This window comes from Flavobacterium sp. HJJ (genome assembly GCF_015351475.1).
Classification (GTDB): domain Bacteria; phylum Bacteroidota; class Bacteroidia; order Flavobacteriales; family Flavobacteriaceae; genus Flavobacterium; species Flavobacterium marginilacus.
Genome location: NZ_JADKPR010000014.1, coordinates 47,495 through 71,864, shown reverse-complemented (window position 1 = coordinate 71,864; position 24,370 = coordinate 47,495). Strand labels below are relative to the sequence as shown.

Annotated in this window: 26 protein-coding genes; 17 read left to right on the top strand and 9 right to left on the bottom strand. The window is 33.0% G+C overall.

Translation table 11 applies throughout. The annotated features are described in order from the left end of the window. Nucleotides 1-20: 20 nt before the first annotated feature. The 6 genes from IRZ80_RS12450 to IRZ80_RS12425 all read left to right on the top strand — a co-directional run bounded on the left by IRZ80_RS12450 (nucleotide 21) and on the right by IRZ80_RS12425 (nucleotide 3,584). Complete coding sequence (locus tag IRZ80_RS12450) at nucleotides 21-995, top strand: cytochrome c oxidase subunit 3 (protein ID WP_194641892.1); 975 nt, start codon at nucleotides 21-23, stop codon at nucleotides 993-995. Between the two features lie 16 nt (nucleotides 996-1,011). Beyond that, nucleotides 1,012-1,362, top strand: a complete 351-nt coding sequence (locus tag IRZ80_RS12445) for a cytochrome C oxidase subunit IV family protein (RefSeq protein WP_194641891.1) — start codon at nucleotides 1,012-1,014, stop codon at nucleotides 1,360-1,362. An 82-nt stretch (nucleotides 1,363-1,444) separates the two neighbouring features. Continuing rightward, nucleotides 1,445-2,098: a hypothetical protein gene (locus tag IRZ80_RS12440; protein WP_194641890.1), complete on the top strand. Its 654-nt coding sequence runs from the start codon at nucleotides 1,445-1,447 to the stop codon at nucleotides 2,096-2,098. Next, nucleotides 2,085-2,771 carry an SCO family protein gene (locus IRZ80_RS12435; protein ID WP_194641889.1) on the top strand — a complete coding sequence of 229 codons (687 nt, stop codon included), beginning with the start codon at nucleotides 2,085-2,087 and terminating at the stop codon, nucleotides 2,769-2,771. Before IRZ80_RS12440 ends, IRZ80_RS12435 begins: the two co-directional genes overlap by 14 nt. A gap of 23 nt (nucleotides 2,772-2,794) precedes the next feature. Next, nucleotides 2,795-3,334, top strand: a complete 540-nt coding sequence (locus IRZ80_RS12430) for a DUF420 domain-containing protein (protein ID WP_194641888.1) — start codon at nucleotides 2,795-2,797, stop codon at nucleotides 3,332-3,334. Further along, a complete protein-coding gene (locus IRZ80_RS12425) occupies nucleotides 3,327-3,584 on the top strand; it encodes a hypothetical protein (RefSeq protein ID WP_194641887.1) in 258 nt (85 codons plus the stop codon). Before IRZ80_RS12430 ends, IRZ80_RS12425 begins: the two co-directional genes overlap by 8 nt. Nucleotides 3,585-3,697: 113 nt before the next feature. On the opposite strand, the gene IRZ80_RS12420 is transcribed toward IRZ80_RS12425, so the two are convergent. After that, nucleotides 3,698-5,113: a DUF4403 family protein gene (locus tag IRZ80_RS12420; RefSeq protein ID WP_194641886.1), complete on the bottom strand. Its 1,416-nt coding sequence runs from the start codon at nucleotides 5,111-5,113 to the stop codon at nucleotides 3,698-3,700. Between the two features lie 164 nt (nucleotides 5,114-5,277). On the opposite strand from IRZ80_RS12420, the gene IRZ80_RS12415 reads away from it, so the two are divergent. The 7 genes from IRZ80_RS12415 (at nucleotide 5,278) to tsaB (ending at nucleotide 13,223) form a co-directional block, all read left to right on the top strand. Continuing rightward, nucleotides 5,278-5,979: an ABC transporter ATP-binding protein gene (locus tag IRZ80_RS12415; protein ID WP_194641885.1), complete on the top strand. Its 702-nt coding sequence runs from the start codon at nucleotides 5,278-5,280 to the stop codon at nucleotides 5,977-5,979. Beyond that, entirely contained in the window at nucleotides 5,972-7,216 is a 1,245-nt protein-coding gene (locus IRZ80_RS12410; RefSeq protein ID WP_194641884.1) for an ABC transporter permease, read from the top strand. The genes IRZ80_RS12415 and IRZ80_RS12410 overlap by 8 nt, the downstream gene beginning before the upstream one ends. Nucleotides 7,217-7,218: 2 nt before the next feature. Further along, nucleotides 7,219-8,484 (top strand): ABC transporter permease, encoded by a 1,266-nt coding sequence (locus IRZ80_RS12405; RefSeq protein WP_194641883.1) that lies wholly within the window; start codon nucleotides 7,219-7,221, stop codon nucleotides 8,482-8,484. A gap of 41 nt (nucleotides 8,485-8,525) precedes the next feature. Then, complete coding sequence (locus IRZ80_RS12400) at nucleotides 8,526-9,644, top strand: efflux RND transporter periplasmic adaptor subunit (RefSeq protein ID WP_194641882.1); 1,119 nt, start codon at nucleotides 8,526-8,528, stop codon at nucleotides 9,642-9,644. A 78-nt stretch (nucleotides 9,645-9,722) separates the two neighbouring features. Further along, the gene (locus IRZ80_RS12395) at nucleotides 9,723-11,099 is read left to right on the top strand and encodes a TolC family protein (RefSeq protein ID WP_194641881.1); all 1,377 of its coding nucleotides are present in this window, start codon (nucleotides 9,723-9,725) and stop codon (nucleotides 11,097-11,099) included. Nucleotides 11,100-11,105: 6 nt separating this feature from the next. Beyond that, nucleotides 11,106-12,401 (top strand): efflux RND transporter periplasmic adaptor subunit, encoded by a 1,296-nt coding sequence (locus IRZ80_RS12390; RefSeq protein WP_194641880.1) that lies wholly within the window; start codon nucleotides 11,106-11,108, stop codon nucleotides 12,399-12,401. A 150-nt stretch (nucleotides 12,402-12,551) separates the two neighbouring features. Next, nucleotides 12,552-13,223: a tRNA (adenosine(37)-N6)-threonylcarbamoyltransferase complex dimerization subunit type 1 TsaB gene (gene tsaB, locus IRZ80_RS12385; protein WP_194641879.1), complete on the top strand. Its 672-nt coding sequence runs from the start codon at nucleotides 12,552-12,554 to the stop codon at nucleotides 13,221-13,223. Between the two features lie 6 nt (nucleotides 13,224-13,229). Here tsaB and IRZ80_RS12380 read toward each other — a convergent pair whose 3' ends face one another. From IRZ80_RS12380 to IRZ80_RS12370, 3 genes are all read right to left on the bottom strand, one after another. Then, a complete protein-coding gene (locus IRZ80_RS12380) occupies nucleotides 13,230-14,057 on the bottom strand; it encodes a mechanosensitive ion channel family protein (protein WP_194641878.1) in 828 nt (275 codons plus the stop codon). Nucleotides 14,058-14,135: 78 nt separating this feature from the next. Beyond that, complete coding sequence (locus tag IRZ80_RS12375; protein WP_194641877.1) at nucleotides 14,136-14,723, bottom strand: hypothetical protein; 588 nt, start codon at nucleotides 14,721-14,723, stop codon at nucleotides 14,136-14,138. 217 nt (nucleotides 14,724-14,940) lie between these two features. Next, nucleotides 14,941-15,834, bottom strand: coding sequence for a NifU family protein (locus IRZ80_RS12370; protein WP_194641876.1), 894 nt, complete (start codon nucleotides 15,832-15,834; stop codon nucleotides 14,941-14,943). A 122-nt stretch (nucleotides 15,835-15,956) separates the two neighbouring features. On the opposite strand from IRZ80_RS12370, the gene IRZ80_RS12365 reads away from it, so the two are divergent. Then, entirely contained in the window at nucleotides 15,957-16,952 is a 996-nt protein-coding gene (locus tag IRZ80_RS12365; RefSeq protein ID WP_194641875.1) for a type IX secretion system membrane protein PorP/SprF, read from the top strand. A 13-nt stretch (nucleotides 16,953-16,965) separates the two neighbouring features. Next, complete coding sequence (locus IRZ80_RS12360) at nucleotides 16,966-17,478, top strand: gamma carbonic anhydrase family protein (protein ID WP_194641874.1); 513 nt, start codon at nucleotides 16,966-16,968, stop codon at nucleotides 17,476-17,478. A 13-nt stretch (nucleotides 17,479-17,491) separates the two neighbouring features. On the opposite strand, the gene IRZ80_RS12355 is transcribed toward IRZ80_RS12360, so the two are convergent. The 5 genes from IRZ80_RS12355 to IRZ80_RS12335 form a co-directional block, all read right to left on the bottom strand. Beyond that, nucleotides 17,492-18,205: a LytR/AlgR family response regulator transcription factor gene (locus IRZ80_RS12355; RefSeq protein WP_194641873.1), complete on the bottom strand. Its 714-nt coding sequence runs from the start codon at nucleotides 18,203-18,205 to the stop codon at nucleotides 17,492-17,494. Nucleotides 18,206-18,246: 41 nt separating this feature from the next. Continuing rightward, a complete protein-coding gene (locus IRZ80_RS12350; RefSeq protein WP_228520897.1) occupies nucleotides 18,247-18,975 on the bottom strand; it encodes a sensor histidine kinase in 729 nt (242 codons plus the stop codon). A gap of 372 nt (nucleotides 18,976-19,347) precedes the next feature. Further along, nucleotides 19,348-19,716 (bottom strand): DUF4907 domain-containing protein, encoded by a 369-nt coding sequence (locus IRZ80_RS12345; RefSeq protein ID WP_228520896.1) that lies wholly within the window; start codon nucleotides 19,714-19,716, stop codon nucleotides 19,348-19,350. After that, the gene (locus IRZ80_RS12340; RefSeq protein ID WP_194641871.1) at nucleotides 19,700-20,695 is read right to left on the bottom strand and encodes a Kelch repeat-containing protein; all 996 of its coding nucleotides are present in this window, start codon (nucleotides 20,693-20,695) and stop codon (nucleotides 19,700-19,702) included. Before IRZ80_RS12340 ends, IRZ80_RS12345 begins: the two co-directional genes overlap by 17 nt. A gap of 17 nt (nucleotides 20,696-20,712) precedes the next feature. Further along, nucleotides 20,713-21,576 (bottom strand): DUF6268 family outer membrane beta-barrel protein, encoded by an 864-nt coding sequence (locus tag IRZ80_RS12335; protein WP_194641870.1) that lies wholly within the window; start codon nucleotides 21,574-21,576, stop codon nucleotides 20,713-20,715. A gap of 196 nt (nucleotides 21,577-21,772) precedes the next feature. Here IRZ80_RS12335 and IRZ80_RS12330 point away from each other — a divergent pair, with 196 nt between their 5' ends. Continuing rightward, nucleotides 21,773-23,131 carry a DUF4270 family protein gene (locus tag IRZ80_RS12330; RefSeq protein ID WP_228520895.1) on the top strand — a complete coding sequence of 453 codons (1,359 nt, stop codon included), beginning with the start codon at nucleotides 21,773-21,775 and terminating at the stop codon, nucleotides 23,129-23,131. Then, the gene (locus IRZ80_RS12325) at nucleotides 23,131-24,369 is read left to right on the top strand and encodes an aromatic hydrocarbon degradation protein (RefSeq protein ID WP_194641869.1); all 1,239 of its coding nucleotides are present in this window, start codon (nucleotides 23,131-23,133) and stop codon (nucleotides 24,367-24,369) included. Before IRZ80_RS12330 ends, IRZ80_RS12325 begins: the two co-directional genes overlap by 1 nt. Nucleotide 24,370 lies beyond the last annotated feature (1 nt).

Sequence of the window (24,370 nt, the reverse complement as noted above, 5' to 3'; positions counted from 1 at the left end):
CTTTTTAACGAATAACTTTTATGGGAGCGACAGTTACTACTGCAAATAATGAAAAAACTTGGGGAGGCGGAAATGAGCCAATGGGAGCAAGTTATGGTAAATTGATGATGTGGTTTTTTATCGTATCGGATGCCTTAACATTCTCTGGATTTTTAGCAGCTTACGGGTTTTCTAGATTTAAATTTATTGAAACTTGGCCTTTGGCCGATGAGGTGTTTACACACTTTCCATTTTTACACGGTGTATCTGCACCTATGTATTATGTGGCATTAATGACTTTTATTTTGATTTTCTCATCTGTAACAATGGTTTTAGCTGTTGATGCAGGACATCAGATGAAAAAGGATAAAGTAGCCCTTTATATGTTTTTAACAATCATTGGAGGTCTTATATTTGTTGGTTCTCAAGCTTGGGAATGGAAAAATTTTATTAAAGGAGAATATGGTGCTGTTGAAACTACAGGAGGAAGTCTGCTTCAGTTTGTTGATAAAGAAGGACACCGTATTGCTTTAGAAGATTTTGCCGCTAAACTACCTGTTGAAAGAGAACAGTTATCTAGAGCTAAAGCAAAATGGTTTATGGAAGAATCTTCTATTCCTAGTTATACAGTTGCTGAGGTTCAGGCTGGTTTTAAAGCACATCCTAAAGTTTTGGTTAGAATTGAAACTTTAAATAAAAACAAAGAAAAAATTGTTCTTTCAAGAGAAGATTCTCAAAAGCGTTTAGATCAGGCAAAATTAGTAATTGAAGGAGCTAATCTTACTCATAATGAATATGGAAGTAAGCTTTTTGCTGATTTCTTTTTCTTTATCACTGGTTTCCACGGATTCCACGTATTTTCAGGTATCGTAATCAATATTATTATTTTCTTTAATGTTCTTTTAGGAACTTATGAGAAAAGAGGAAGTTATGAAATGGTTGAAAAAGTGGGGTTATATTGGCACTTTGTTGATTTAGTTTGGGTATTCGTATTCACATTCTTCTATTTAGTTTAATTTTAGATTTATTATTATGTCACACGAACATGTTTCTAACACAAAAAGAATCTGGACTGTTTTTGGAATTCTTTCTTTGATCACAACTATTGAGGTTGGTTTTGGTATCATCCGGCCAGATGCTCTATATATGCACAATTTTTTAACAATGAGTTTATTGAACTGGTTGTTTATCATATTAACATTGGTTAAAGCTTACTATATTGTATGGGCTTTCATGCATATGGAAGGAGAGGAAAGATCATTAAGAAATGCAGTTGTTTATCCTTTAATTTTCTTAGTTTGTTATCTGCTTTTTATTTTATTGACTGAAGGAGATTATGTATTTGAGGTTTTTAAAAATTCTACAATTAAATGGAATTTTTAACTAGATATTAATTCAATATAAAAGGTGTCCATATTAGTGGATGCCTTTTTTTATTTTAATACAATAAATTTTATAATATCTAATGAAAAAAAATATTGTTCTTTTTGTGTTGTTTATATTACCTATCGTAGCATATCTTTTTTTTGCTTCGGGGGTTAATAGTTTTACAAAATTGCCAGTTATTACACCAAAGATTTCTGATTTTGGTAAATGGAAATCTCTTAATGGTGAAAAAGTAACTTTGAATGACAAAATCACAATTCTTGGTTTTTCGGGTACAGAAATTCTTAAAAACAGAGGTAATTATTTCAATTTAAATGAAAAGATTTACCAGCGTTATCATGATTTTAAAGATTTACAGTTTGTTGTCGTAGCTCCATTGGGAACAGAGGAAGAAGTTAAAAGTGTACTTAGTGCTTTGGGAACTTTTACAGATGTGAGTCAATGGCATTTTATTTTTACTACTCCTGAAGAGATTAAATTATATTACAGCGGACTGAAATTAAAAGGTAATTTAGATGCAGATTTAGGAACTTCTTATGTTTACATTGTAGATAAGGAAAGGAATTTAAGAGGAAGAAAAGAAAAGAAAGATTACAAAGAAGGATACAGTACGTTTCATCCGGCAGAATTAAGTAATGAAATGCTGGATGATTTTAAGATTATCCTTTATGAATATAGAGCAGCATTAAAAAAGAATCATAACGCAACAAAACAATTAGATGTTAAAAAATAAATCATACATAGGGATTTCTTTTATTATATTGGTTTTTGGGATATATGCTATTCCAAAAATTGTTGATAGAGTAGAAAAAAACAGTATTGTTCAAGGTGACCGTTTAGATAAAGTGGACGGTTCTAAAGAATCTGATCAAAAGTTGGTAAAGGTTGGACCAGCTCCAAAATTTGAACTAATAAATCAGGATAACGTAAAAATTTCTAATGATTTTTATAAAGGGAAAGTTTATGTTCTGGAATTTTTCTTCGCAACCTGCCCGTCAATCTGTCCAAAAATGAATGCCAATATGGTAACGCTGCAGAATACTTTTTTTGGAAACCCAAATTTTGGTATTGCTTCGATTACTATAGATCCAGAGCATGATACTCCAGCTGTTTTAAAAGAACACGGAGAATTGTTAGGAGCAAAATTGGCGAACTGGAATTTCCTGACTGGTGACAAACAGTATATTTATGATTTATCTAATAAAGGTTTTAATATTTATGTTGGTGAAAACAGCAAGGTGCAGGGAGGTTTTGAGCATTCTGGACTTTTTGCTCTGATAGATAAAAATGGTAATATAAGATGCAGGAAAGATGATTATGGAAATCCTATTTTATATTATGATGGTTTAGAAAAAAAGGGAGTTAGAGAAATTCAGCAGGACATTCAGATTTTGCTCAAAGAATAAATTAAAGAAGAGATTAGTATACAATGGAAAATAATACCGTAGAACAAAAATATAATAAATGGATTGTGCTGTTATCAATAGCTATTCCTGTTGTGGTTGCCGTTCTTTTTAAAGTGAAGTTAAAAGATTTTGGGTTTGATGTGGTGCCATTAACGTTTTTGCCTCCTATTTACGCAGCAATAAACGGAATAACTGCAATACTGCTGGTTTCGGCTGTTATTGCAATTAAAAGCGGAAACAGAAAGCGTCATGAGCTGTTAATGAAAATGGCTATTGGATGTTCCGTTGCTTTTTTAGCAATGTATGTAGCCTATCATATGACTGCGGAGTCTGTTAAATACGGCGGAGACGGAATATTGAAGTATGTATATTTCTTTATTTTAATAACGCATATATTTTTATCAGTTGTTATCATTCCATTAGTTTTGATAACTTATGTTCGTGCGTTAGCACATAAATTTGACAAACATAAAAAAATTGCAAAAATTACTTTTCCAATTTGGCTGTATGTTGCCGTGACTGGAGTAATTGTGTATCTAATGATTTCGCCGTATTATGTTTAAAATTATAAATTTCAAAACTCAAATTTCAAAATCCAAGATTAGAACTGTTCTTTTTGGAATCTGTTTTTTCTTTATTGGAGCGTCATCACATGCCCAATGCGCAATGTGCCGTGCGGCTTTGACTGGTGATGAAAACAAAACACAGGCGGCAGCTGTAAATGACGGAATCGTTTATCTTATGGTGATCCCATATGTACTTGTAGGTGGTCTTGGTTATTATATTTATCAAATGAAAAAAAAGAAACAGTGATTTTTGGCATTAATTATTTGCTTTGAATCGAATAGTATAAAATTAAATAAGGCTCAAAAAACTTTTTTTTGAGCCTTATTTTTTCTGAATACTTAATTTTTTGAACTGCTTTCCTATTTCAGTCCGTCAATTGAAACGTTTATTACACCATTTACTTTTATAAAAGCAATAATAGCTTGATTTGTCAGCTGTGTTTTCTCAAACTGAATGTCATCCATTTTTCCGTTAATGAAAACACCAGGCATAGGGGAATAATTTTTTAAGTAAACAGCCATGCTTTGTTTGGCTTCGTCTAGATTTTGTTTAATTGAATAACGGCAGCTTTCCTGCATCTTTTTTAATATGATTCCTTGAGCCAGCCAGTTAGCGGTTCTCATTAATCTGCTTTTGGTATCTAAAACATAATCTAATTTATCAAAATAGATTTCTTTGGCAGTGTCGTTATATTGAGGAATTCCATTTAGATAAACGGTTCCGTTTACAGCCCCTAAAAGATCCAAAGCAATAACAATTTTTCCGTCTTTATGCCAAATCGCAACATTTTGAACTTTTACTTTTTTGCTTCCTGAGCCAAATTCCTGTCCGACAAAATTTGCAGTCATTATTCTCGATGCTTCTTGATAAGTCGAAACGGCAGCTATGTTAGCTGTGATTTGTTCTGGAATTTTATCTACAGCTTTTAGTGTAATTTTGTTTTTTTCAAATTTTGATTCAGGTTTTTTGCCAATCAATGTCTCCATATTGCATTTCATGCCCATGTTAAGTAAAAATGAATCATTTTTAAGTTTAGCATTTGTTGAATATACTTCTAAAGGCACAATTCTAAGCCAGCTTTTATATTCTTGACTCATCTCAAAAGGTGTGCTTATTTTAGAAATTGCATCTAAAACATTTGGTTTGAAATCCATAGAATCTTCAATTGCTGTGTCTATGCTTTTTTCTATTTGTGATTTAAAAAGACTTACTGCCGGATTAATAAGGTAAGTTACCGGCATGTTTTTACCAAAAACGGTCATTGTTGGGCTTTCTACCCAGTCAAGAGATTTTAGACTTGTTTTGGAGCTAAGCTTCCAGTTGTTTAAGCTCACACTGCTCAACAATGTAATTACTCCGTTTAGATTAAATTCCTGATTTTTGTATAAATCAACTCCCATGGTTTTTGTCCCGATTCGGTATTTTACCCAAACTTTTAACGGTAAAACAGTTTTTATTTTTTCACCCTCTTTGCCATGGTCATTAACGATGGTTATTGGAGCCTGTTTCCAGACTTTTATTTCAATATTGTCATCTTCAATCTTGTTGTCTTCATAGATTAATCCGTTTAATAAAGTGTTTGTTTGGTTTTCAATATCCTTTAGCTTAATGCTGACCGGCAGATTGATAAACGAAGGAGTGCTTGTGTAAGTTAATGGTACAGCATCGTCTGGTTCAGGTTTTAAGGCTTCAATTTTTTGAGAGACAGAAGAACAGCTTATGTTTAAAGCTGATATTGCTGTGAAAATAATGAGGGCAGATAAATATTTTTGCATTTGTATGTTGTTTTTTACGGCAAATTTAATTAAACAAATATATTTTTTAAATGCAGCTGTAACATTTTTGTCGGAAATAAGTCTTATGTATTGAATTGATAAGCAGCATTTTTTTCTTATTGATTTTTTGGACTTAGTTATTATGTTTTAAAAGATAGGCAATCATGATTGAAATTAAAGACTTACATAAATCATACAAAATGGGACATACTGAACTGCATGTTCTAAAAGGAATTAATTTCAATATCAAAGAAGGTGAATTGGTTGCTATTATGGGTTCGTCAGGTTCCGGTAAATCTACGCTGCTGAATATTTTAGGAATTCTTGATGAAGCCGATTCCGGACTTTATACTTTGGATAATGTGCCTATTAAAAAATTAAACGAAACTGTTGCTTCAAAATACAGAAACCAATTCCTTGGTTTTGTTTTTCAATCTTTCAACTTGATAAGTTATAAAAGTGCATTGGATAATGTAGCTCTGCCGTTGTATTATCAGGGGATAAAAAGGAAAGAACGCAATGAGATTGCAATGAAATATTTAGAAAAAGTAGGTTTGGCTTCGCATTCACACCATTTGCCAAGTGAACTTTCCGGAGGACAAAAACAGCGTGTTGCAATTGCCAGAGCTTTGGCTTCAAATCCAAAAGTATTATTGGCAGATGAGCCAACAGGGGCATTGGATACATTGACTTCTTATGAAGTGATGGAATTGATACAGGGAATTAATGACGAAGGAAAAACTATTTTGATAGTGACCCACGAGCCTGATATTGCTGCAATGTGCAAAAGAAATGTAGTCCTCAAAGATGGATTAATCATTGATGATAAAATGGTAGAACAAGTTAGAGCTTCTTCTTATGTTTAATATAGAGCGCTGGCAGGAAATATTTGAGGCTATCGCCAAGAATAAACTGAGAACTTTCCTCACTGGAGTTTCGGTTGCTTCGGGTATCTTTATTTTGGTGATTTTGCTGGGAGTTGGTAAAGGATTGCAAAATGGAATTGAAAAGCAATTTGAAAGAGATGCGGCTGGTGTAATTGAGGTTTGGTCCGGAACAACAACCAAAGCCTACAAGGGATTAAATCCTGGAAGAGAAATCCAATTTAGAAATAGCGATTTCGATCTTGCAGTTCAAAAATACGGGGACCAATTGGATAAAAATGGAGCTACTGCTACTGGCTGGGGAATTACCGTAAGTTATGGAAAGGAATCAGGAAATTATCAATACAGAGGTGTTAACACAGACGGTATGGAAATAGAAAATGTATCAGTTATAAAAGGCAGGTACATTAATGCAAATGATTTGAAAAACAATGTAAAAGCAGCTGTGATTGGACAAAAAGTCAAATTAGATCTGTTTAAAGAAAAAAATCCTATAGGAGAACAAATCACTGTGGCGAATATCAATTTTAAAGTTGTTGGAGTATTTACTGATCCTGGAGGGGAAAGAGAAGAAAGTAGAGTATTTGTACCTTTAACTACAGCACAGCAGGTTTTTGGATTAGGAGATAAAATAAGTTATATGGCTTATACTATGAAAAAGAAAGACACTTATGAGGAAGCTGTAGCCGAGTCCGAACAATTTAAAAATGATTATGGAAAATTATTGAGAAGTAAAAATGGTGCTGCTCCTGATGATGAAAGTGCTGTTGGAATTTTTAATTCTGTTAAAGAAGCCAAAAAGTTTTATGATTTAAATCTTTATATCCGATTGTTTTTTTGGTGGGTTGGAATATGTACGATCATTGCAGGTGTTGTTGGCGTAAGTAATATAATGATGATTATTGTAAAAGAACGAACCAAGGAAATTGGTATTCGAAAAGCACTTGGTGCTTCGCCAGTTTCAATTATTCTAATGATTTTGCATGAATCTATTTTTATTACTACTATTTCTGGATTTATTGGATTATTAACAGGATTAGCTCTTTTAGAATTGGTTGGTCCCCATGCGCAAAGCGAGTATTTTCAGAATCCGCAGGTCGATTTTACTGTTGCGACATCAACCTTAATTGTTTTGGTCGTTGCAGGGGCTTTAGCAGGATTTGTTCCAGCTTACAGAGCAGCAAAAATTAGACCTATTGTAGCACTTAGAGACGAATAATTATGTTTGACAGAGAAAATTGGAACGAAATTTTAGAAGCTTTAACTGCTAATACATTCCGAACGCTGCTTACAGCTTTTGGTGTGTTTTGGGGAATATTCATTTTGGTGATATTATTGGCTGCATCCAATGGTTTGGAGAACGGTGTCAAAAAAGGATTTGATGGTATTGCTACTAATACCATGTTTATGTGGACACAGACTACATCAAAACCATATAAGGGATTACCTAAAACCAGAAGATATGATTTTAAAAATAGTGATGTTGATGCTTTAAAACAAAAATTTCCTGATTTATTGTATGTTTCTCCCCGTAATCAGTTAGGTGATTTTAATGGAGTCAGTAATGTCGTTAGAGGGACTAAAACGGGAGCTTATACTATTTATGGAGATTATCCTGAACTAGTAAAGCAAGAGCAGATGGATATTGTAAAAGGACGTTTTGTAAATCAGCAGGATATTCTTTTGAAACGTAAAGTAACTATAATAGGGCAGGGTGTAATTAATGAATTGTATAAAAATGCCGAAGAAGTAATGGGGACTTACATTAAAATAAATGGAGTCAACTTTATGGTAGTTGGAGTATATAAGTCGAAAGGGCAGAATAATGGAAATGCTGAATCGGCCCAGAAAAATATTTTCATTCCTTTTACTACATTTCAGCAGGCTTTTAATTTTGGAGATAAAGTAGGCTGGATGGCGCTTACTGCAAATGATGATGCCTCAATTACCGAACTTAGACCAGGAATTCTGGCGTTTATGAGAGAGAGACATTCTATTCACCCTGACGATGAAAGAGCTGTAGGTAATTTTGATCTATTTGCCGAGTTTCAAAAAGTGCAGGATTTGTTTATGGTACTTAAATTCATTGCCTATTTTGTTGGCACTTTAGTACTATTATCAGGTATTATTGGAATTTCAAATATCATGCTGATTGTGGTGAAGGAACGCACCAAGGAAATAGGAATTAGAAGGGCATTAGGAGCAACTCCCGGTGCTATTCGATCCCAGATATTATTAGAAGCAATCTTTTTAACAATAATTGCAGGTATGTTTGGAATTGCAACAGCTACTGGTTTAATTGCTGTTTTGAACATGATTTTATCCTCAATGCCATCAGAAGGGATGATGTTTGTTAATCCTAGTGTAGATTTAGTGGTTGTTTTTATAGCCTTGTTAATATTAGTGGGTTCTGGATTGTTAGCAGGTCTTATTCCTGCCCAAACTGCCATAAATGTCAAGCCAGTAGAAGCATTACGAACAGAATAAAAGTCAATCAAAAAATAATAATCGAATAAAAAATTTATAAAATGAAAAAAGGAGTAACCATAACCATATTGATTCTAATTGCAATAGTTTTTTTCGGGGCACTGTATTATTTATATGCCAAAAATCAGGAATCTCCTATCGTTTTTGAAACAGATAAAGTAGAAGTAAAAACTATTGTAAAAAGCACGCTTGCAACTGGAAATATTGTTCCTGATGAAGAGGTATTGATCAAGCCAAATATTTCTGGAATTATTGATGCAGTATTTATTAAAGCAGGAGAGTCTGTTAAAGCAGGTGATATGATTGCCAAAATTAGAGTGGTTGCCAATGTTTCTAATTTGAGTAATTCTCAAAATCAGGTGAAAACGGCTCGAATTGAATTAGATAACCAGGAGAAACTGTATCACAGACAAAAAACATTATTTGATAAAGGAGTTATTTCTGCTAATGATTTTGATGCTGCACAATTGGCTTATAATCAGGCAAAGCAAAACTATAGTGCATCAATCCAAGGATTTGATATCGTAAAAACCGGAACAAGTTCGGGATTAGGAAATTATGCCAATACATTGATACGATCTACTGTAAACGGAATGGTGCTAGACGTTCCTGTTAAAGTTGGAAACCAGGTTATTGAAAGTAATAATTTTAATGAAGGAACTACTATAGCGAGCGTTGCCGATATTGGAAGAATGATATTTGTTGGTAAAGTAGATGAATCTGAAGTTGGAAAGATAAAATTAAATATGCCTATCGAAATTACAGTTGGAGCAATTGAAAATAAAAAGTTTACTGCTGTTTTGACCTACATTGCACCAAAAGGGAAAACCGAAAACGGAGCTATTCAATTTGAAATTAAAGCAACTTTAACCAATAAAGATGATACTTTTATTAGAGCTGGATTAAGTGCGAATGCATCAATTATCCTTGAAAAAGCAGATAAAGTACAGGCAGTAAAAGAATCATTAGTTCAATTTGATAAAAAAACTTTAAAGCCGTATGTTGAAGTTCAGGTAAGCGGACAAAAGTTCGAAAGAAAAGACGTAACACTTGGTGTAAGTGACGGAATCTATGTTGAAGTAAAAAGCGGTATTAAAGCTTCGGATAAAATCAAAGTTTGGAATCAGGGATTGCTAAAAACAGAAGAAGTAAAAAAGTAAAACTCTAAAATAGCTTTTGATATAAAAAATAAGTTAAATATGCGTGGTTTTCTTATTACGCTTTTATTCCAATTAAAAATGAAAAAAATAAATTGTATAAAAATTGCTTTGGTATTCCTGATTGGATTCTCCTCTCAGGCACAAACTAAAGTATGGACTTTAGAAGAGTGTGTGAGATATGCATTAGATAATAACATTACGATAAAAAATTCGGAATTAGATCTTGAAAATGCTGATATTAATAGAAAAGATGCGTTTGGTAATTATCTTCCATCAGTAAATGGAAATGCTTCTCATTCTTGGAATATTGGTCTGAATCAAGATGTTACAACCGGAGTTTTACGTAATCAGACTACTCAGTATTCATCAGTTGGGATAAGTGCAGGAATTGATATTTATAAAGGTTTACAAAATCTAAATACGTATCGAAGAGCAAAATTATCAGTTATTGCATCTAAATATCAATTATTAAAAATACAGGAAGATGTTTCGCTTAATGTAGCGAATGCCTTTCTTCAGATTTTATCTTTTAAAGAAGATTTAAAAGTTAAAAAAGAACAATTAGCTATTGATGAAAAACGTTTAAAACGTTCTGAAGAAATGGTAAATGCCGGAACAATCCCTAGAGGTGATTTGTTTGATTTAAAAGCTACTATAGCGACTGATAAACAAAATATTACGGTTTCTGAGAATAATTTGCTAATTTCAAAATTAAGTTTAGCACAGCTTTTACAATTAAAAGAATTTGCAGATTTTGATGTTGTGGATGATACAAATGTTAAGGATGAAAATAATATTATGTCTCAAAAACCAATTGATATTTATAATAAAGCAAAAGAAACAAGAACTGAATTAAAATTAGCACAAACTAATCTTGAAATAGCTGAAAAAAATGTTGCTATTGCTAAAGGAGCATATCAGCCAACTTTGAGTTCTTTTTATGGTTTTAATACAAGGGCTAGTTATAGTGATCAAATTAAATTTGATGCAAATAACAAACCATATACTGTTGGCCCGGATCCAATATTTAACCAGTTTAGTAATAATAAAGGTCACAACTTTGGGTTTCAATTAAGTGTGCCAATTTTTAATGGTTTCTCTGTTAGAAATAATGTAGAACGCAATAAAGTAAGTTTAGAAAAATCTAAAATAGATTTAGAACAGAAAAGTTTAGATTTGCAGCGTAATGTTTATACAGCATTTACAGATGCAAAAGGAGCTCTTAATACGTATGAGTCAGCTACAGTTGCTTTGGAGGCGAGACAACAGTCATATAACTATGCTAGAGAAAAGTATGATGTAGGATTAATGAATTCTTTTGATTTTACGCAGGCACAAACATTGTTGACAAATGCTCAAACAGATGTTATAAGAACAAAATACGAATACATGTTCAGAATAAAAATACTTGAATTCTATTTCGGAATTCCAATTGTCCCAATTACCAAAAAATAGTTTATTATGTCAAAAAAAACAATTTATATCATATTAGGAGCAGCAGTAGTAATTATTGGATTATTAATAGGGCTTTCAAAAGCAGGAGTTATTGGAAATAAAGATAAAGGGAAGGAAGTAGAAATTGCCAATGCAGAAACCGGTACAGTAGTAGAAACGGTGTCTGCAACGGGTAAGATCCAGCCTGAAATTGAGGTTAAAATTGCCTCTATGGTTTCTGGCGAAATTATTGATCTGCCTATAAAAGAAGGACAGGTTGTCAAAAAAGGTGATTTATTAGTTAAAATAAATCCCGATTTATATACGTCTGGATTGAACAGGAGTGTTGCAAATCTGTCAGGTTCGAAAGCAGGTTTGAGCCAGTCTGATGCATCATTTAATGAAGCTAAGGCAAATTACGAAAGAAATAAAACACTTTTTGAGAAAGGGATTATTTCCAAATCAGACTGGGACAAGGCAGTTTCTTCGTTTGAAGTTGCAAAAGCTAATAAACAATCAGCATATTATAATGTTCAAAGTGCTTCGGCAACTGTAAATGAAGCTAAAGATAATTTAGGAAGAACAGTGATTTACGCGCCTGCAGACGGAACAATATCGGTATTAAATGTAGAGCTTGGCGAAAGAGTTTTGGGAACACAGCAGATGGCCGGTACCGAACTTTTGAGAGTTGCTAACTTAAATAATATGGAAGTTGTGGTTGATGTTAATGAAAATGATATTGTGAAAATAAAAGTGGGCGATTTGGCTAATGTAGAAGTGGATGCTTATTTGAAAAAACAATTTAAAGGAGTTGTTACAAGCATTTCTAATTCTGCCAGTACGGCTTTAACAGCAGATCAGGTGACTAATTTTAAAGTAAAAGTTAGAATTCTGAAAGATTCGTATAAAGATTTAGTGGTAGGAAAACCTGCTTCTTATTCTCCATTTCGTCCAGGAATGACTGCGACAGTTGATATTATCACGACTACAAAAACAAATGTAGTTAAAGTTCCGATAAGTTCTGTTGTGGTAAAATCTGATACAACAGCAGTTAAAATAGGACAGGCAGACGGTCCTGAATCTGATGAAAAAAAGCCAGCTCCTAAAAGTGATAAAAAACTGGAATGTGTTTTTGTAAAAGTGGGTGATAAAGCCAAAATCAAAATCATAAAAACAGGAATCCAGGATGATACTAATATTGAAGTGTTGTCAGGGCTTAAAAAGGGAGATGTGGTAATTACTGGACCTTATACTACAGTTTCTAAAGAATTAAACTCTGGTGATAAAGTATTTGTTCAATCTGAAGAGGGTAAGAAAAAATAGTTTTAATTACGGGTTTTTTCCAAAAAGAATAAAACACTTCTTGAAGTATTCAGGAGGTGTTTCTTTTTTTATAAATATTTCAAAAATCGAAGTAAATTTGCAGGAAGCAATTTGCAATCTAAATTCAATAATTTAAAATCAGCAATCAAAGTGTCTTATATCCTCAATATTGAAACCGCTACCAAAAATTGTTCTGTTGCCTTGGCAAAAAACGGAGAAACCATATTGTGCAAAGAAATTGCCGAAGAAGGATATTCTCATGCAGAACGGTTACATGTTTTTATTGAAGAAATTATCAGTGAAGCTGGTATTCAATTTAAGGATTTGGCTGCAATTGCCGTGAGTCAGGGGCCTGGCTCTTATACAGGTTTGAGAATAGGAGTTTCCGCAGCTAAAGGTTTGTGCTATGCGTTGAATATTCCATTGATAGCGGTAGATACTCTGCAGGCATTGGCTTCTAAAGTTAAAATCTCAGAAGGATTAATTGTCCCAATGATTGATGCCCGCAGAATGGAAGTTTATAGTGCTGTTTTTTCAGCAGATTTGAATAAAAAAAGAGAAGTTTTGGCAGAAATTATTACTGAAAATTCTTTTGAAGATTTTACCGAGAAAGTATATTTTGTTGGAGATTGTAACGAGAAGTGCAAAGCCGTTTTAACAAAAGACAATTTCGTTTTTTTAGATGAAATTAAGTATCCATCGGCTAGTGAAATGAGCGCTTTGAGTTTTGATAAATACAAAATAAGCGACACTGTAGATGTCGCTTATTTTGAACCTTATTATTTGAAAGACTTTTTAATTGCCAGTCCTAAAAAAAGTTAGGATTCATTATTTGTTGTTGTTCGATAGTTCTGAAACATAAGGCTGGAAAGTAATACCTGCATTATCAAAGGCCAATTTACAGTCTTCTAAAGTCGTTGCAACAACACTACTGAAATCTTCGTTTTTAGCCCAAGGTCTTACAGCCAGTTGAATAGAACTATCTGTTAAGTTTTTAACTGATACTTCTGCGGCAGGTGAAGGCAATACTTTTGGATTGTCAGCCAAAGCTTTAGTTATAATGTCCTTTGCTTTTTTTAAGTCGGTTCCATAAGATATTGAAATGGTCAAATCGGCCCTTCTTGTTCCCTGCATCGAATAATTAGTAATGATTCCGTTTGACAAAGAGCCGTTTGGAACAAAAATGGTCTGGTTGTTTCCGGTTACCAATTTGGTAACAAAAATTTGTATTTCAAGTACAGTTGCCATAACTCCCTGAGCTTCGATAGTGTCTCCCACTTTGAAAGGTTTGAAGAGAATAATCAAGATTCCACCGGCAAAATTAGACAATGAGCCCTGCAGCGACATACCAATTGCAAACCCCATAGTTGCCAGAATGGTAACGAATGAAGTAGTTCCGATGCCCAGTTTATCGATGACGGTTACAAATAACAGTCCTCTTAAAACCCAAAGTAAAATGTCGGCCAGAAATTTGGATAATGTTGGATCCAAATTTCGTTTAATCATTAATTTTCTAACAAGTCTATTGATGATTCGAATTGCATAGAGTCCAATAAATAAAATAATAAGAGCAGAAATAACCTCAGGGGAATATTCTGCTATTTTTTTTATGAAAAAATCGGCGTAAGTGGAAATGTAATTTGGATCTAAGGTCATATTTTAATTCATGAAATTCTCTATGAAGAGAGTTGTATATTGAACTGCAAAAATACGATTTTATATTTTTTATAAAAGCTATTCGTGATCTTCTTCTTCCTTTTTTAATGGAGTTTCAAGAGTGTTTGGGTCAGAAGAAATTGTTTCTTCGTTGTGATTATCTAAGGTTTCAGTTTCTTTTGTTTTAGCATCGTTTATAATTGATTCTGCTTTTTCGATATATGGAGCTGCTGCCTCTTTTGCTTTGGCTAGAGCATCTTCTATAAAAGCTTCCGCTTTTTCTGCATGCGGCGCTGCAGTTTCTTTAATTTTGTTTACAGCATCTTCTATAAAGGCTTCTGCTTTTTCTGCATGCGGAGCAGTAGTTTCTTTGAATTTGTTTACTGCATCTTCTACGAAGGCTTCAGCTTTTTCTAAATGAGGTGCGGCGGTTTCTTTGATTTTAGTTACAGCTTCTTCTGCAAAAGCTTCTGCTTTTTCTGCATGCGGAGTAACTGTTTCCTTAATTTTTTCTACCGTTTCTTCTACAATAGCTTCTGCTTTTTCTACATAAGGCTGTGCATTTACTCTGGTTTCCTCAATAGCAGTTTCTGCATGATCAATTATTTCGTTTGCTGTTTCTTTGGCCGAGCCAAATAAATTTTTAAAGAATGATGATAGTCCCATGGTTTTTATTTAAAGTTAATGAGTCAAAAGTACCTTTTTTTATGATTCTTTGAATATATTTTAAAGTAAAACGCTGCAAATTAATATTTTTTTAAAATAAACTTGTTCGAACTGATTGAGAATTTAATTCTATTACCGGCAGTGTTCAGGCAGATATTTTTTGTGGTATAAAAAAAGCGTCTCATTTCTGAAACGCTTTTGAATGTTTTTTTGTCATTTAGACAGCTTCGACTTTGATTCCTTCATCATTCAGCATGCTCTTCAGCATATTTTCAATACCGCTTTTTAATGTAAAAGTAGAAGATGGACAGCCATTACAAGCTCCCTGCATAATTACTTTTACTGTTTTTGAATCACCATCATAGGAATCAAAAAGAATATTACCGCCATCGGCAGCAACTGCCGGTTTTACGTATTCTTCTAAGATATTGATGATTTTTTGAGAAGTTTCGTCAAGGGAATCAAATGATTCATCTTTGGCTTTTTCGTCTTTAACAATGTTTTGAATTAAATTTTCGTCAAGAACAGTTCCGCCGTTTTCAATAAATTGTTTGATGAAAGTTCTTAACTCCAGTGTGATATCCTGCCATTCATTAATATCATATTTTGTAACCGAAATATAATTTTCGTCAATAAATATTTCCTTTACATATGGAAATTTGAATAGCTCAGTTGCTAGTGGTGACGGCGCACTTTGATCTATATTTTTAAATTCAACTGCATTTTTTGTAATCATTTTATTGACTACAAATTTTAGCGCTGCCGGATTTGGAGTAGACTCGCCATAAACAGTAATTGCCTGTTTTTTTGGTTTGTTTTCATCAGCAGTAACTATGATTCCGCCTTTATTTACATAGGCTTCAATTTGTTCTGCAACCGCTTCTTTCACATCATCCCATTCTACAATGCTGAATCTTTCGACAGCAATAAAATTTCCTGATATGTATACAGTTTTTACAAACGGCAGATAAAAAAGCTGCTGTGCAAGAGGAGATGATTTGGCTTCGTCTATGTTCTTGAATTCGTAATTTTCATTTTGAGTGATGAAGTCTGGGAACTCAAATTTTATAATAGTCGGGTTTTGTGTTTCTTTTATCGTTATTTTAGTCATGATTCGTCGATTTTTTGCAAATTTACTAAAGTTATTTTCCACGATTAACTATATTTGATTTTTTAATGAATAAATTAACAAAAGTTTTTATTGACGAATTAATTTTATAAAATTCCTTCTAAATGTACACCAAAATCAAGTTAGTAATTGTTCTCTTTTTTATTAGTTTAAGTAGTTTTTCACAGGAAGGAATACCAATATATTCAGATTATTTGTCAGACAATTATTATTTGATTTTCCCGTCCATGGCCGGTGCGGCAAATTGCAGTAAACTGAGACTTACTGCAAGAAAGCAGTGGTTCGATCAGGAAAATGCTCCAGCACTCCAGACATTAAGTTATAATGGCAGAGTAGGAGAGCGGTCAGGAGTTGGTGCTATACTTTTTAATGACGTAAACGGATATCATTCTCAATTCGGTTTCAAAGCGACTTATGCGCATCATATATTGTTTTCGAGAGATGAAGTAGATTTGAATCAGTTATCTTTTGGGGTTAATGTTGGAGTTAATCAAAGCCAGCTGGATGAAACTGAATTTCAGAATTCTGGTGATTATGATCCAGCCCTTGGAAACATACAGCAGCATGCTTCCTATTTTAATTTAGATATTGGAGCATCTTATAATTTACTTGATTTTAGTTTGAATGCAGTTATTAAGAATGTTTTAGAAACACGCCAAAAACTTTATACCGAATATGAAAGCGACAATTTGAGAAAATTCGTCATTAGCGGCGGTTATATTTTTGGGAATCCTGATAAAGTTTTGTGGGAGCCTTCTTTGTTGTATCAGTATGTAGACAAAACAAAGGAAAGTGCATTGGATATGAATATTAAAGCGTATAAGAATTTAGAAATGGGACAATTGTGGGGAGGCTTGTCTTATAGAAAAAGTTTTGATGGCGCTGAATTTACTAATGGCAGAGGAACCAATAGTCAGAAATTGAATTATGTTAACCCTATTTTAGGTTTTAATTATAAAACCTTTATGTTTGCTTACTCTTACACCCATTTATTAGGCGAAATACAATATGGTAATTCTGGATTTCATCAGCTTACTTTAGGGTTTAACTTTTCATGCAGGCCTCAAAAGTACGATTGTAACTGTCCGGCAATTAATTAATTATAGTTTTAAAATGGTAATAAAATCTGTTAACGGTAAAACACCGAACATACCAGAAGATTGTTATGTGGCTGAAAATGCTACTATAGTAGGTGAGGTCATTTTTGGCGCAGAATGCAGTGTGTGGTTTAATGCCGTAATCCGTGGGGATGTTAATTTTATTACAATTGGTAATAAAGTTAATATACAAGATGGGGCAATTGTTCACTGCACTTATCAAAAGCATCCTACTATTATCGGTAATAATGTTTCTGTCGGGCATAATGCGATTGTTCATGGATGTACAATACATGACAATGTACTAGTTGGAATGGGAGCAATAATTATGGATAATTGTGTTGTAGGCAGTAATTCAATTGTGGCAGCCGGGGCCGTAATTACCCAAAATACCGTTATAGAGTCAGGTTCTATTTATGCTGGTGTGCCGGCTAAAAAAGTAAAGGATATTGACCAATCCAATTTTGCTGGAGAAATAGAACGCATATCCAATAATTATGTGATGTATTCGAGCTGGTTTAAAGAGTAAACAATTCGTCGAGTTAAATATTTATTTTTTCAAAGAAAGAAGCTTTATAACTTTCGCTGATAGGAATTCTTTTATCTGTTATCAGTACTTTGTTTTTTTGAATTGATTTTACATGTTTAATATTGATAATATACGAACGGTGAATCCTTGCAAAACCTTTAGAAGACAATAAATTTTCCAATTTTATTAAACTGATCAGCGTTAATGTGTATTTATTGTCGCTGGTGTAAATTTTCACATAATCTTTCAGTCCTTCGATAAATAAAATTTCAGAAAAATTAATTTTTACATTCTCATATTCAGCTCTGACAAACATAAAATCATGTTCAATTTCTGGTGCATTTGTTATTTGGTTTGGTGCCGAAAGGCTTTTTGGAGCAAAAATCTGCTGTGCACGCAATACTGCTTTTAAGAATCGGTTGAAAGGAATTGGTTTTACCAGATAATCTACAGCACCAAGATTAAAACCTTCGACTGCATAATTAGAATAAGCGGTTGTAAATATGATCAATGGTTTTTTTTCGATAGCATTGATAAAATCAATTCCAGAAAAATGAGGCATTTCTATATCTAAAAAAATTAAATCTACCTCTGATTGATTAATTATTGATATCGCATCTATCGCATTAGTAAATGTGGTTACCAGTTCGAGTGAATCTACTCTTCCAACAAATTCAACCAATAAATCTACTGCTAATGGCTCGTCGTCTATAATAACACATTTCATATTTCCTCCTGTTTTTATAATGTTGGTACAAATGTATTTGTTTATGGCTGAATCTGGTCTAATTGTAAAGTCAAATGGACGGTATATTTTGAATCTTTCGTTTTTAAATCCAGCTGATGTGTGTTTGGATAAAGCAGATTAAGCCTGTTTTTGATATTTGCCAAACCAATTCCTGAATTTTCAGGATCTTTTTTATTGTTCTCAATTTTATTTTCTATCCAAAAAGAAAATACATTTTCTTCAATAGTAATTACAATTTTCACATAAGCAGCTCCTTTATAATCGGTTCCGTATTTGAATGCATTTTCTATAAATGAAATCAATAGCATGGGTTCTATAAACTTATCTTTAGTGTTGCCATGAATGTTTATACTAATGTTTTCAATATTATTAAGCCTTAATTTTTGTAACTCAATATAGTTTTTAATATAATCGATTTCCTTTTCGAGCAAAACATATTTATTATCTGTTTCATACAGCATATACCGCATCATTTCGGATAAAGTTACGATAGCATCGGGAACCAGATCCGATTTTTTATGCGCTAATGAGTAAATGCTGTTTAATGAATTAAATAAAAAATGAGGATTTGTCTGGGTTCTCAAATAGTTTAATTCAGTTGCAGTTCTTTGGCTTTCAGCGATCAATGTATTTTGCTGGTCATTGTAAAACTCAGATAATGTTTTGATTATTGTACTTATTGCTATAATTAAAATATAAAAGACTGAAGGTACAATTTTAAAGAAAAAAGGCTGCTCCCGTCTGTGCATCCTATGATTAATATTCTCATATGGATAAGGAAATTTTTTGAGATTTATGCTATTCGGAGATCGAAATTCTCTAAATTCTCGAAAATCTGGTGTGAAAAATTGGTGTCTGATAAGCATGAAAGCGACAATCAGTACCAATATGATACAGATATAATAAACGTATTTTTTTTGTAAAAGAAAATTAGTTACAAGATATGTGTAATTAAGATAAAACAGGGCTATTCCAGTAAACCATTGAATGAAGAAATCGGTATTAATGTGACTAGGACTTTCATAAAACTGAATAAGTGAGGTACTGATAAAAAAACACCAAATGGCACTGTGTATCAGTATTTTATTGGAGCCGCTATTTTTTATTGACACGAAGTTCATCTACAATTTTATTTTTAATAAAATTAAATCATTTTTTGTAATGGTAGGGGAATTGTTAGAGTTCAATTTTTCTAGTACCAATTCTCCCACAGCTAAAGCTTCTTTTTCAGTTTCAAAACTTTTGGACTCACTAATTACAGGTATAATTGACTGTTTTATAATTATTTTACTATTATTGGTAATTTGGTAGCCCCAGCCGTTAACCGTTTTTATGGATTGAATTTCTAATCTCTGTTCTTTTCTGCAGAAAATAAACAGCAGCAGTCCAATTATAAAGATAATCAGACTAAAATTTAAAATATATGACAAATTCTTCTGGGATTTTTTCCAGAAGAATTTGTCGTTACAATTATTAATTATCATCGTCATTTTGCTCTTCTTTTGGTTTAAATTCCCATACATCGTCAAAATAAGAAGTTCCTGATTTTCCTAAGGCAATGAAGCCTCTTTGTCCATCTATTGTAATTCCTACAGCATCTGATCTTCCTGATCCTTCAAGTGCAGTTTTGGTTGTCCAAATATCAGTTTTAGGATTGTACTCCCAGATAGTATTGCCGCTTGATCCGCAGGCAATATAGCCTAATCCGTCTATAGTAAAGCTAGACGCATTGGCTCTTGTAATCGAATAAGTGTCGTGATCGCTCTCATCATCATCAAGATCTCTTTTTCTGGTCCATACATCTGTACTAGGATCGAATGCCCAAAAATCCACTTGATTGACACCGCTGTTTATTCCTGTTCCTAAATAGGCAATGTCATTAATTACAAATACAGTAGCATTTCTTCTTTTGTTGCCGCTAAATCCATTTACCTGTGTCCAGGTATTATCAGTGTCATTATATTGGAAGAAATCTTTTAAATAATTACCGTCATATCCAGTTCCAAAATAAGCTTTACCGCCCACTTGAAAACCTACAGCACTATATCGTGCTGTTCCTCCAAAATCTGCTTTTTGAGTCCAGGTATTTGTGTCTGGATTGTATTGGTAAAAATCTTTTAATTTATTAGTTCCATCATAACCAAGACCAATATATCCTTTTCCGTTTAATTCAAATCCGCTTGCAGAGCTTCTGGCAATACCTGTAAAATCTGCTTTTTGTTCCCAATAATCGCCAGTAGAATTGTAAGCCCATAAATCTTTTAGATATTCATCTCCTGTATAACCAGTCGTTACATAAGCAAAAGTGCCAATGACAAAGCTGGTTGCACTTGATCGGGCTGGACCGTCAAATGCTGATTTTTTTACCCAGTTTCCTAGTGTTTCTTCATCCTCATCATTACTGCATCCAATGAAAATTAAGCTGATAAGTAATGTGGTAATAAATATACCTTTTTTTAAATGTTTCATAATGTGCATGGTGTTTATTAAAGTTTGTATTTAATGCTTATAGAAAAAACGCCTCCGTTTTTTAAAGTCTGATTTATTTCAGCTGTTTTATTTTCATCCGAAAATTTAAATTCTTTGTTTGTCGAATACCCTCCTTTGAAATTAACAAACCAAGAAGTGTCTATGTTTCTTTCATATTGAAGTGTGGTTTCCATCTGTGAAAATCCGGCTATAGCCATACTTGTTTTATCATCTGAAGTTATGTGAGGATTGAGGTTGTAAACGCTTCCGCTAAAGTCATTTCTTAAACTAAACGAATCACGAATTGAACTAGAATAGGATAATGCTGTATTTGGAAAACCTAATTTTAATGAAATGTCCTTGTTGAATTGATGATTAAAAGCAAATGTTGGCAGTAGTTGAGGCTTCCCAAAAACAGTCATTCTTTTTATTCCCAAATCAATACTGCTGCTGTTGCTTATTGTCTGATTAATTTCGGCACCTCCCAAGATTGTTACATCGGTAATGCTGATACTATTCTGAAAGTTAACAGTAGGCTCGAAGCTTAAATTCAATTTTGTTTTTTTTGAAAATTGATGTGAAAATTCAAAAGCATTGCTAAAACTATTAAAATGAGTATTGCTGTAATTAGTGTTATAGTCTGCTAATAGATAGGTTTCTATTTCGTCAGTAATTGTTGTGCTCTTATATTTAAAAGTATTTGTCAATTTAGTTGCAGCGCTGATGTCTTTAAAAAACTGCATTCCAATTTCAGTTTGTTTTATTGAGCCATTATCTATTGGTTCAGTTTTGGTATTAAATTCAAGAATATATCCATTTTGCGCATAAGCACTAAACAGCGGAGTTAGAATTAGAATCGTAATAAAGTTGTGTATTCTCATTATTTAATTATTGGTTCAAAAGTAGCTGTGTTGTTAATTAATAAAAAAGAATATATATGCATGGCTTCATTTTATAGACAAACTGGCTATTATATGGGCTGAACCTCTATTTTGAGCAGATTTGCAGTATGTAGACTGATTTTTTGTTTTTATAGATAGTTTTTCGGGGCTGGTATATGTTATTAGGACTGCTGGAATGGGGGCTTATATATTTGCTCAAAAAATAGATATGTACAAGTTTTTGTTTTTAATTTTTTCGGCTTTGTTCATTGTTTCTTGTGACTCTGATGCAGATCAAGGCGATTTTGTTGTTGGAGCAGATTATTTAGCGATAAAGAATAAAGTGATTTCTATAGACACGCTTACTATAGATGTTTCTACTATTAAAATGGATTCTTTGGTTACTTCAAGTGAAAGCAGAATTTTAGTAGGGAATTATGATGATCCGCTTTTTGGAAAAATAAAGTCAGATAGTTATTTCCAGGTTTCGGCAAATTCTTTTAGTCTCATTAGTCAAAGTTCAGATACTGATGCTACGGGATATGTTTTCGATTCCATAGCAATGATCATGAGATATGACGATTACTATTATGCTGATACGACAAAGGTTCAGACGCTGAATATTCATCGGGTATTGAAGAATTTTAAGCCCAATGTTAATGATAATAGTTTTTATAACAGTTCCAGTCTCGCTTATAATGAGACTAGTTTAGGAACGATTACTTATCGTCCCAAGCCCATAGGCAAAGACAGTATCAATATAAAGCTGAGCAATGAATTTGGAACGGAACTTTTTAATAAGTTTAAGAATAATGAAATAGAAAACTCAACAGATTTTACAGAGTATTTAAAAGGATTTGTGTTAAAATCGACTTCTGCTTCATCTTCTAGTATAATTGGATTTAATATGTCCAGTGTACTTCGTCTGTATTATTCTAAAGGGAAAAAAGGAGAGACTGGAGATGATTATGTAATGGATTTTACAATATCTGATGCAGCTAAGCAGTTTAATGCTGTTTCATCTGATAGAACTGGAACCTTAATTCAGGATTTGCCTTTGTCCAAAATGAATTTGTCCAGTATATATACCGGCAACAGTGGATTCATTCAGTCGGGCACAGGAATAGCGTGCAGAATTGATTTTCCTAACATAAAACAATTAAAATATATCTCGGAGAAAGGAGCTATTGTTGATGCAAAACTAATGCTTAAGCCTGTTAAAAATTCGTATTCCGAAATGTTTCCGCTGCCTAAAACCCTTAGTATTTATGTGGTTGATAAATTAAATCGGACAAAATCAGTTCTTACAAATTCCAGTGGCGAAACTGTAGTCGCAACTCTGAATACTGATAATGATGAATTTGACGAGAACGTTGGCTATCAATTTTCTCTTGGTTCTTTTTTACAAAAAGAAATGCTAAAAGAGTCGGATTCTAAAAGCGGGCTGCTTTTTACTCTGCCAGCTTTATCTAAAGTTGTCGGAAGGGTTGCTCTGGGCGATCAGACCAACAAGGAGAGTAAAATTAAATTACAAATTTATTATATAACATATTAATGAAAAAAAGTGGATCGTTTCTAGTTTTAGCTTTTTTTGCTTCTTTTTGGTCTTATTCCCAAAGTATTGCAACATCTCCATATTCCCTTTTTGGATTAGGCAGTATGTATGAAAGTAATTTTGGATTAACTGCAGGATTGGGCACAGCGGGAATAGCCTTGCCTTCTGATGGTTTTATCAATAATAAAAATGCTGCATCTTTAATTAATCTTCCTGCCAATAACTTCTTTTTTGAAATCGGCGGTACTGGACTTCAATCGTCTTTTGAAAATAATCTCAAAAAAGAAAACAGAAATAATTCTCAGTTTTCACATTTTGCTTTTGCTTTTCCAATTACTAGTAAATCTGCTTTTAGCATAGCAATGATGCCGTATTCCAGTTCTTCTTTTAAGATTTCTGGATTAAAAATCCCGATAATTGACGGCAGCAGTGAGTATTATTATTTGGATGTATTGGGAACAGGAGGTCTGAATAATTTAGATTTAGCATATGCTTACAAATTGAGTAATAAATTATCATTCGGTTTTTCTGCTTCGGTTCTTTTTGGGAATACTACAGATAAAAGAAGTTATATCATTAATAATTCGGTTACAAATATTGATAACAAGATAAGTTATGGCGGTATTCGGCCTGCTTTAAGCTCGCAGTTCAAAATGAATCCATCATTGACTTTGGGATTAAATGTAAAATCACCAGCAAGAGTAAATGCTGCCAAAACTCAATCAGTTAGTGTTGTGAATGATTCTGGGACTTCAGATATTGAAACAGATCAGCTGTCAGATACGGATGATTTTTATTTGCCTTTGGATATTGGATTCGGAGTTAATAAATCATTCAAGAATAAATTTAATGTGGCTTTTGACTATGAAAAAAGTTTCTGGAGCGCAACGAATCAATCCGATATGTATGGTAATTTTTCCGATCAGGAAAAATTTTCATTGGGTTTTTCATATTTAAAAGCAAAAACATCCAGAAACTATTTTGACAGAATAAAGTTTGCTGCAGGGGCTCATTATGATACAGGTTATTTGGTTGTAAGTAATAATAAAATTGAAGATAAGAATTTTTCTATTGGCGCTTCTTTCCCATTGGATCATTTATCATCAGCTTTATTCATTTCCTATACTTATGGAAGTAAAGGGCAGATAACTAATTCACTGATACAGGAAAATTATCATAAATTGACACTGAACCTTAATTTAGACGGTATCTGGTTTGTTAGAAAAAAGCTGGATTAGT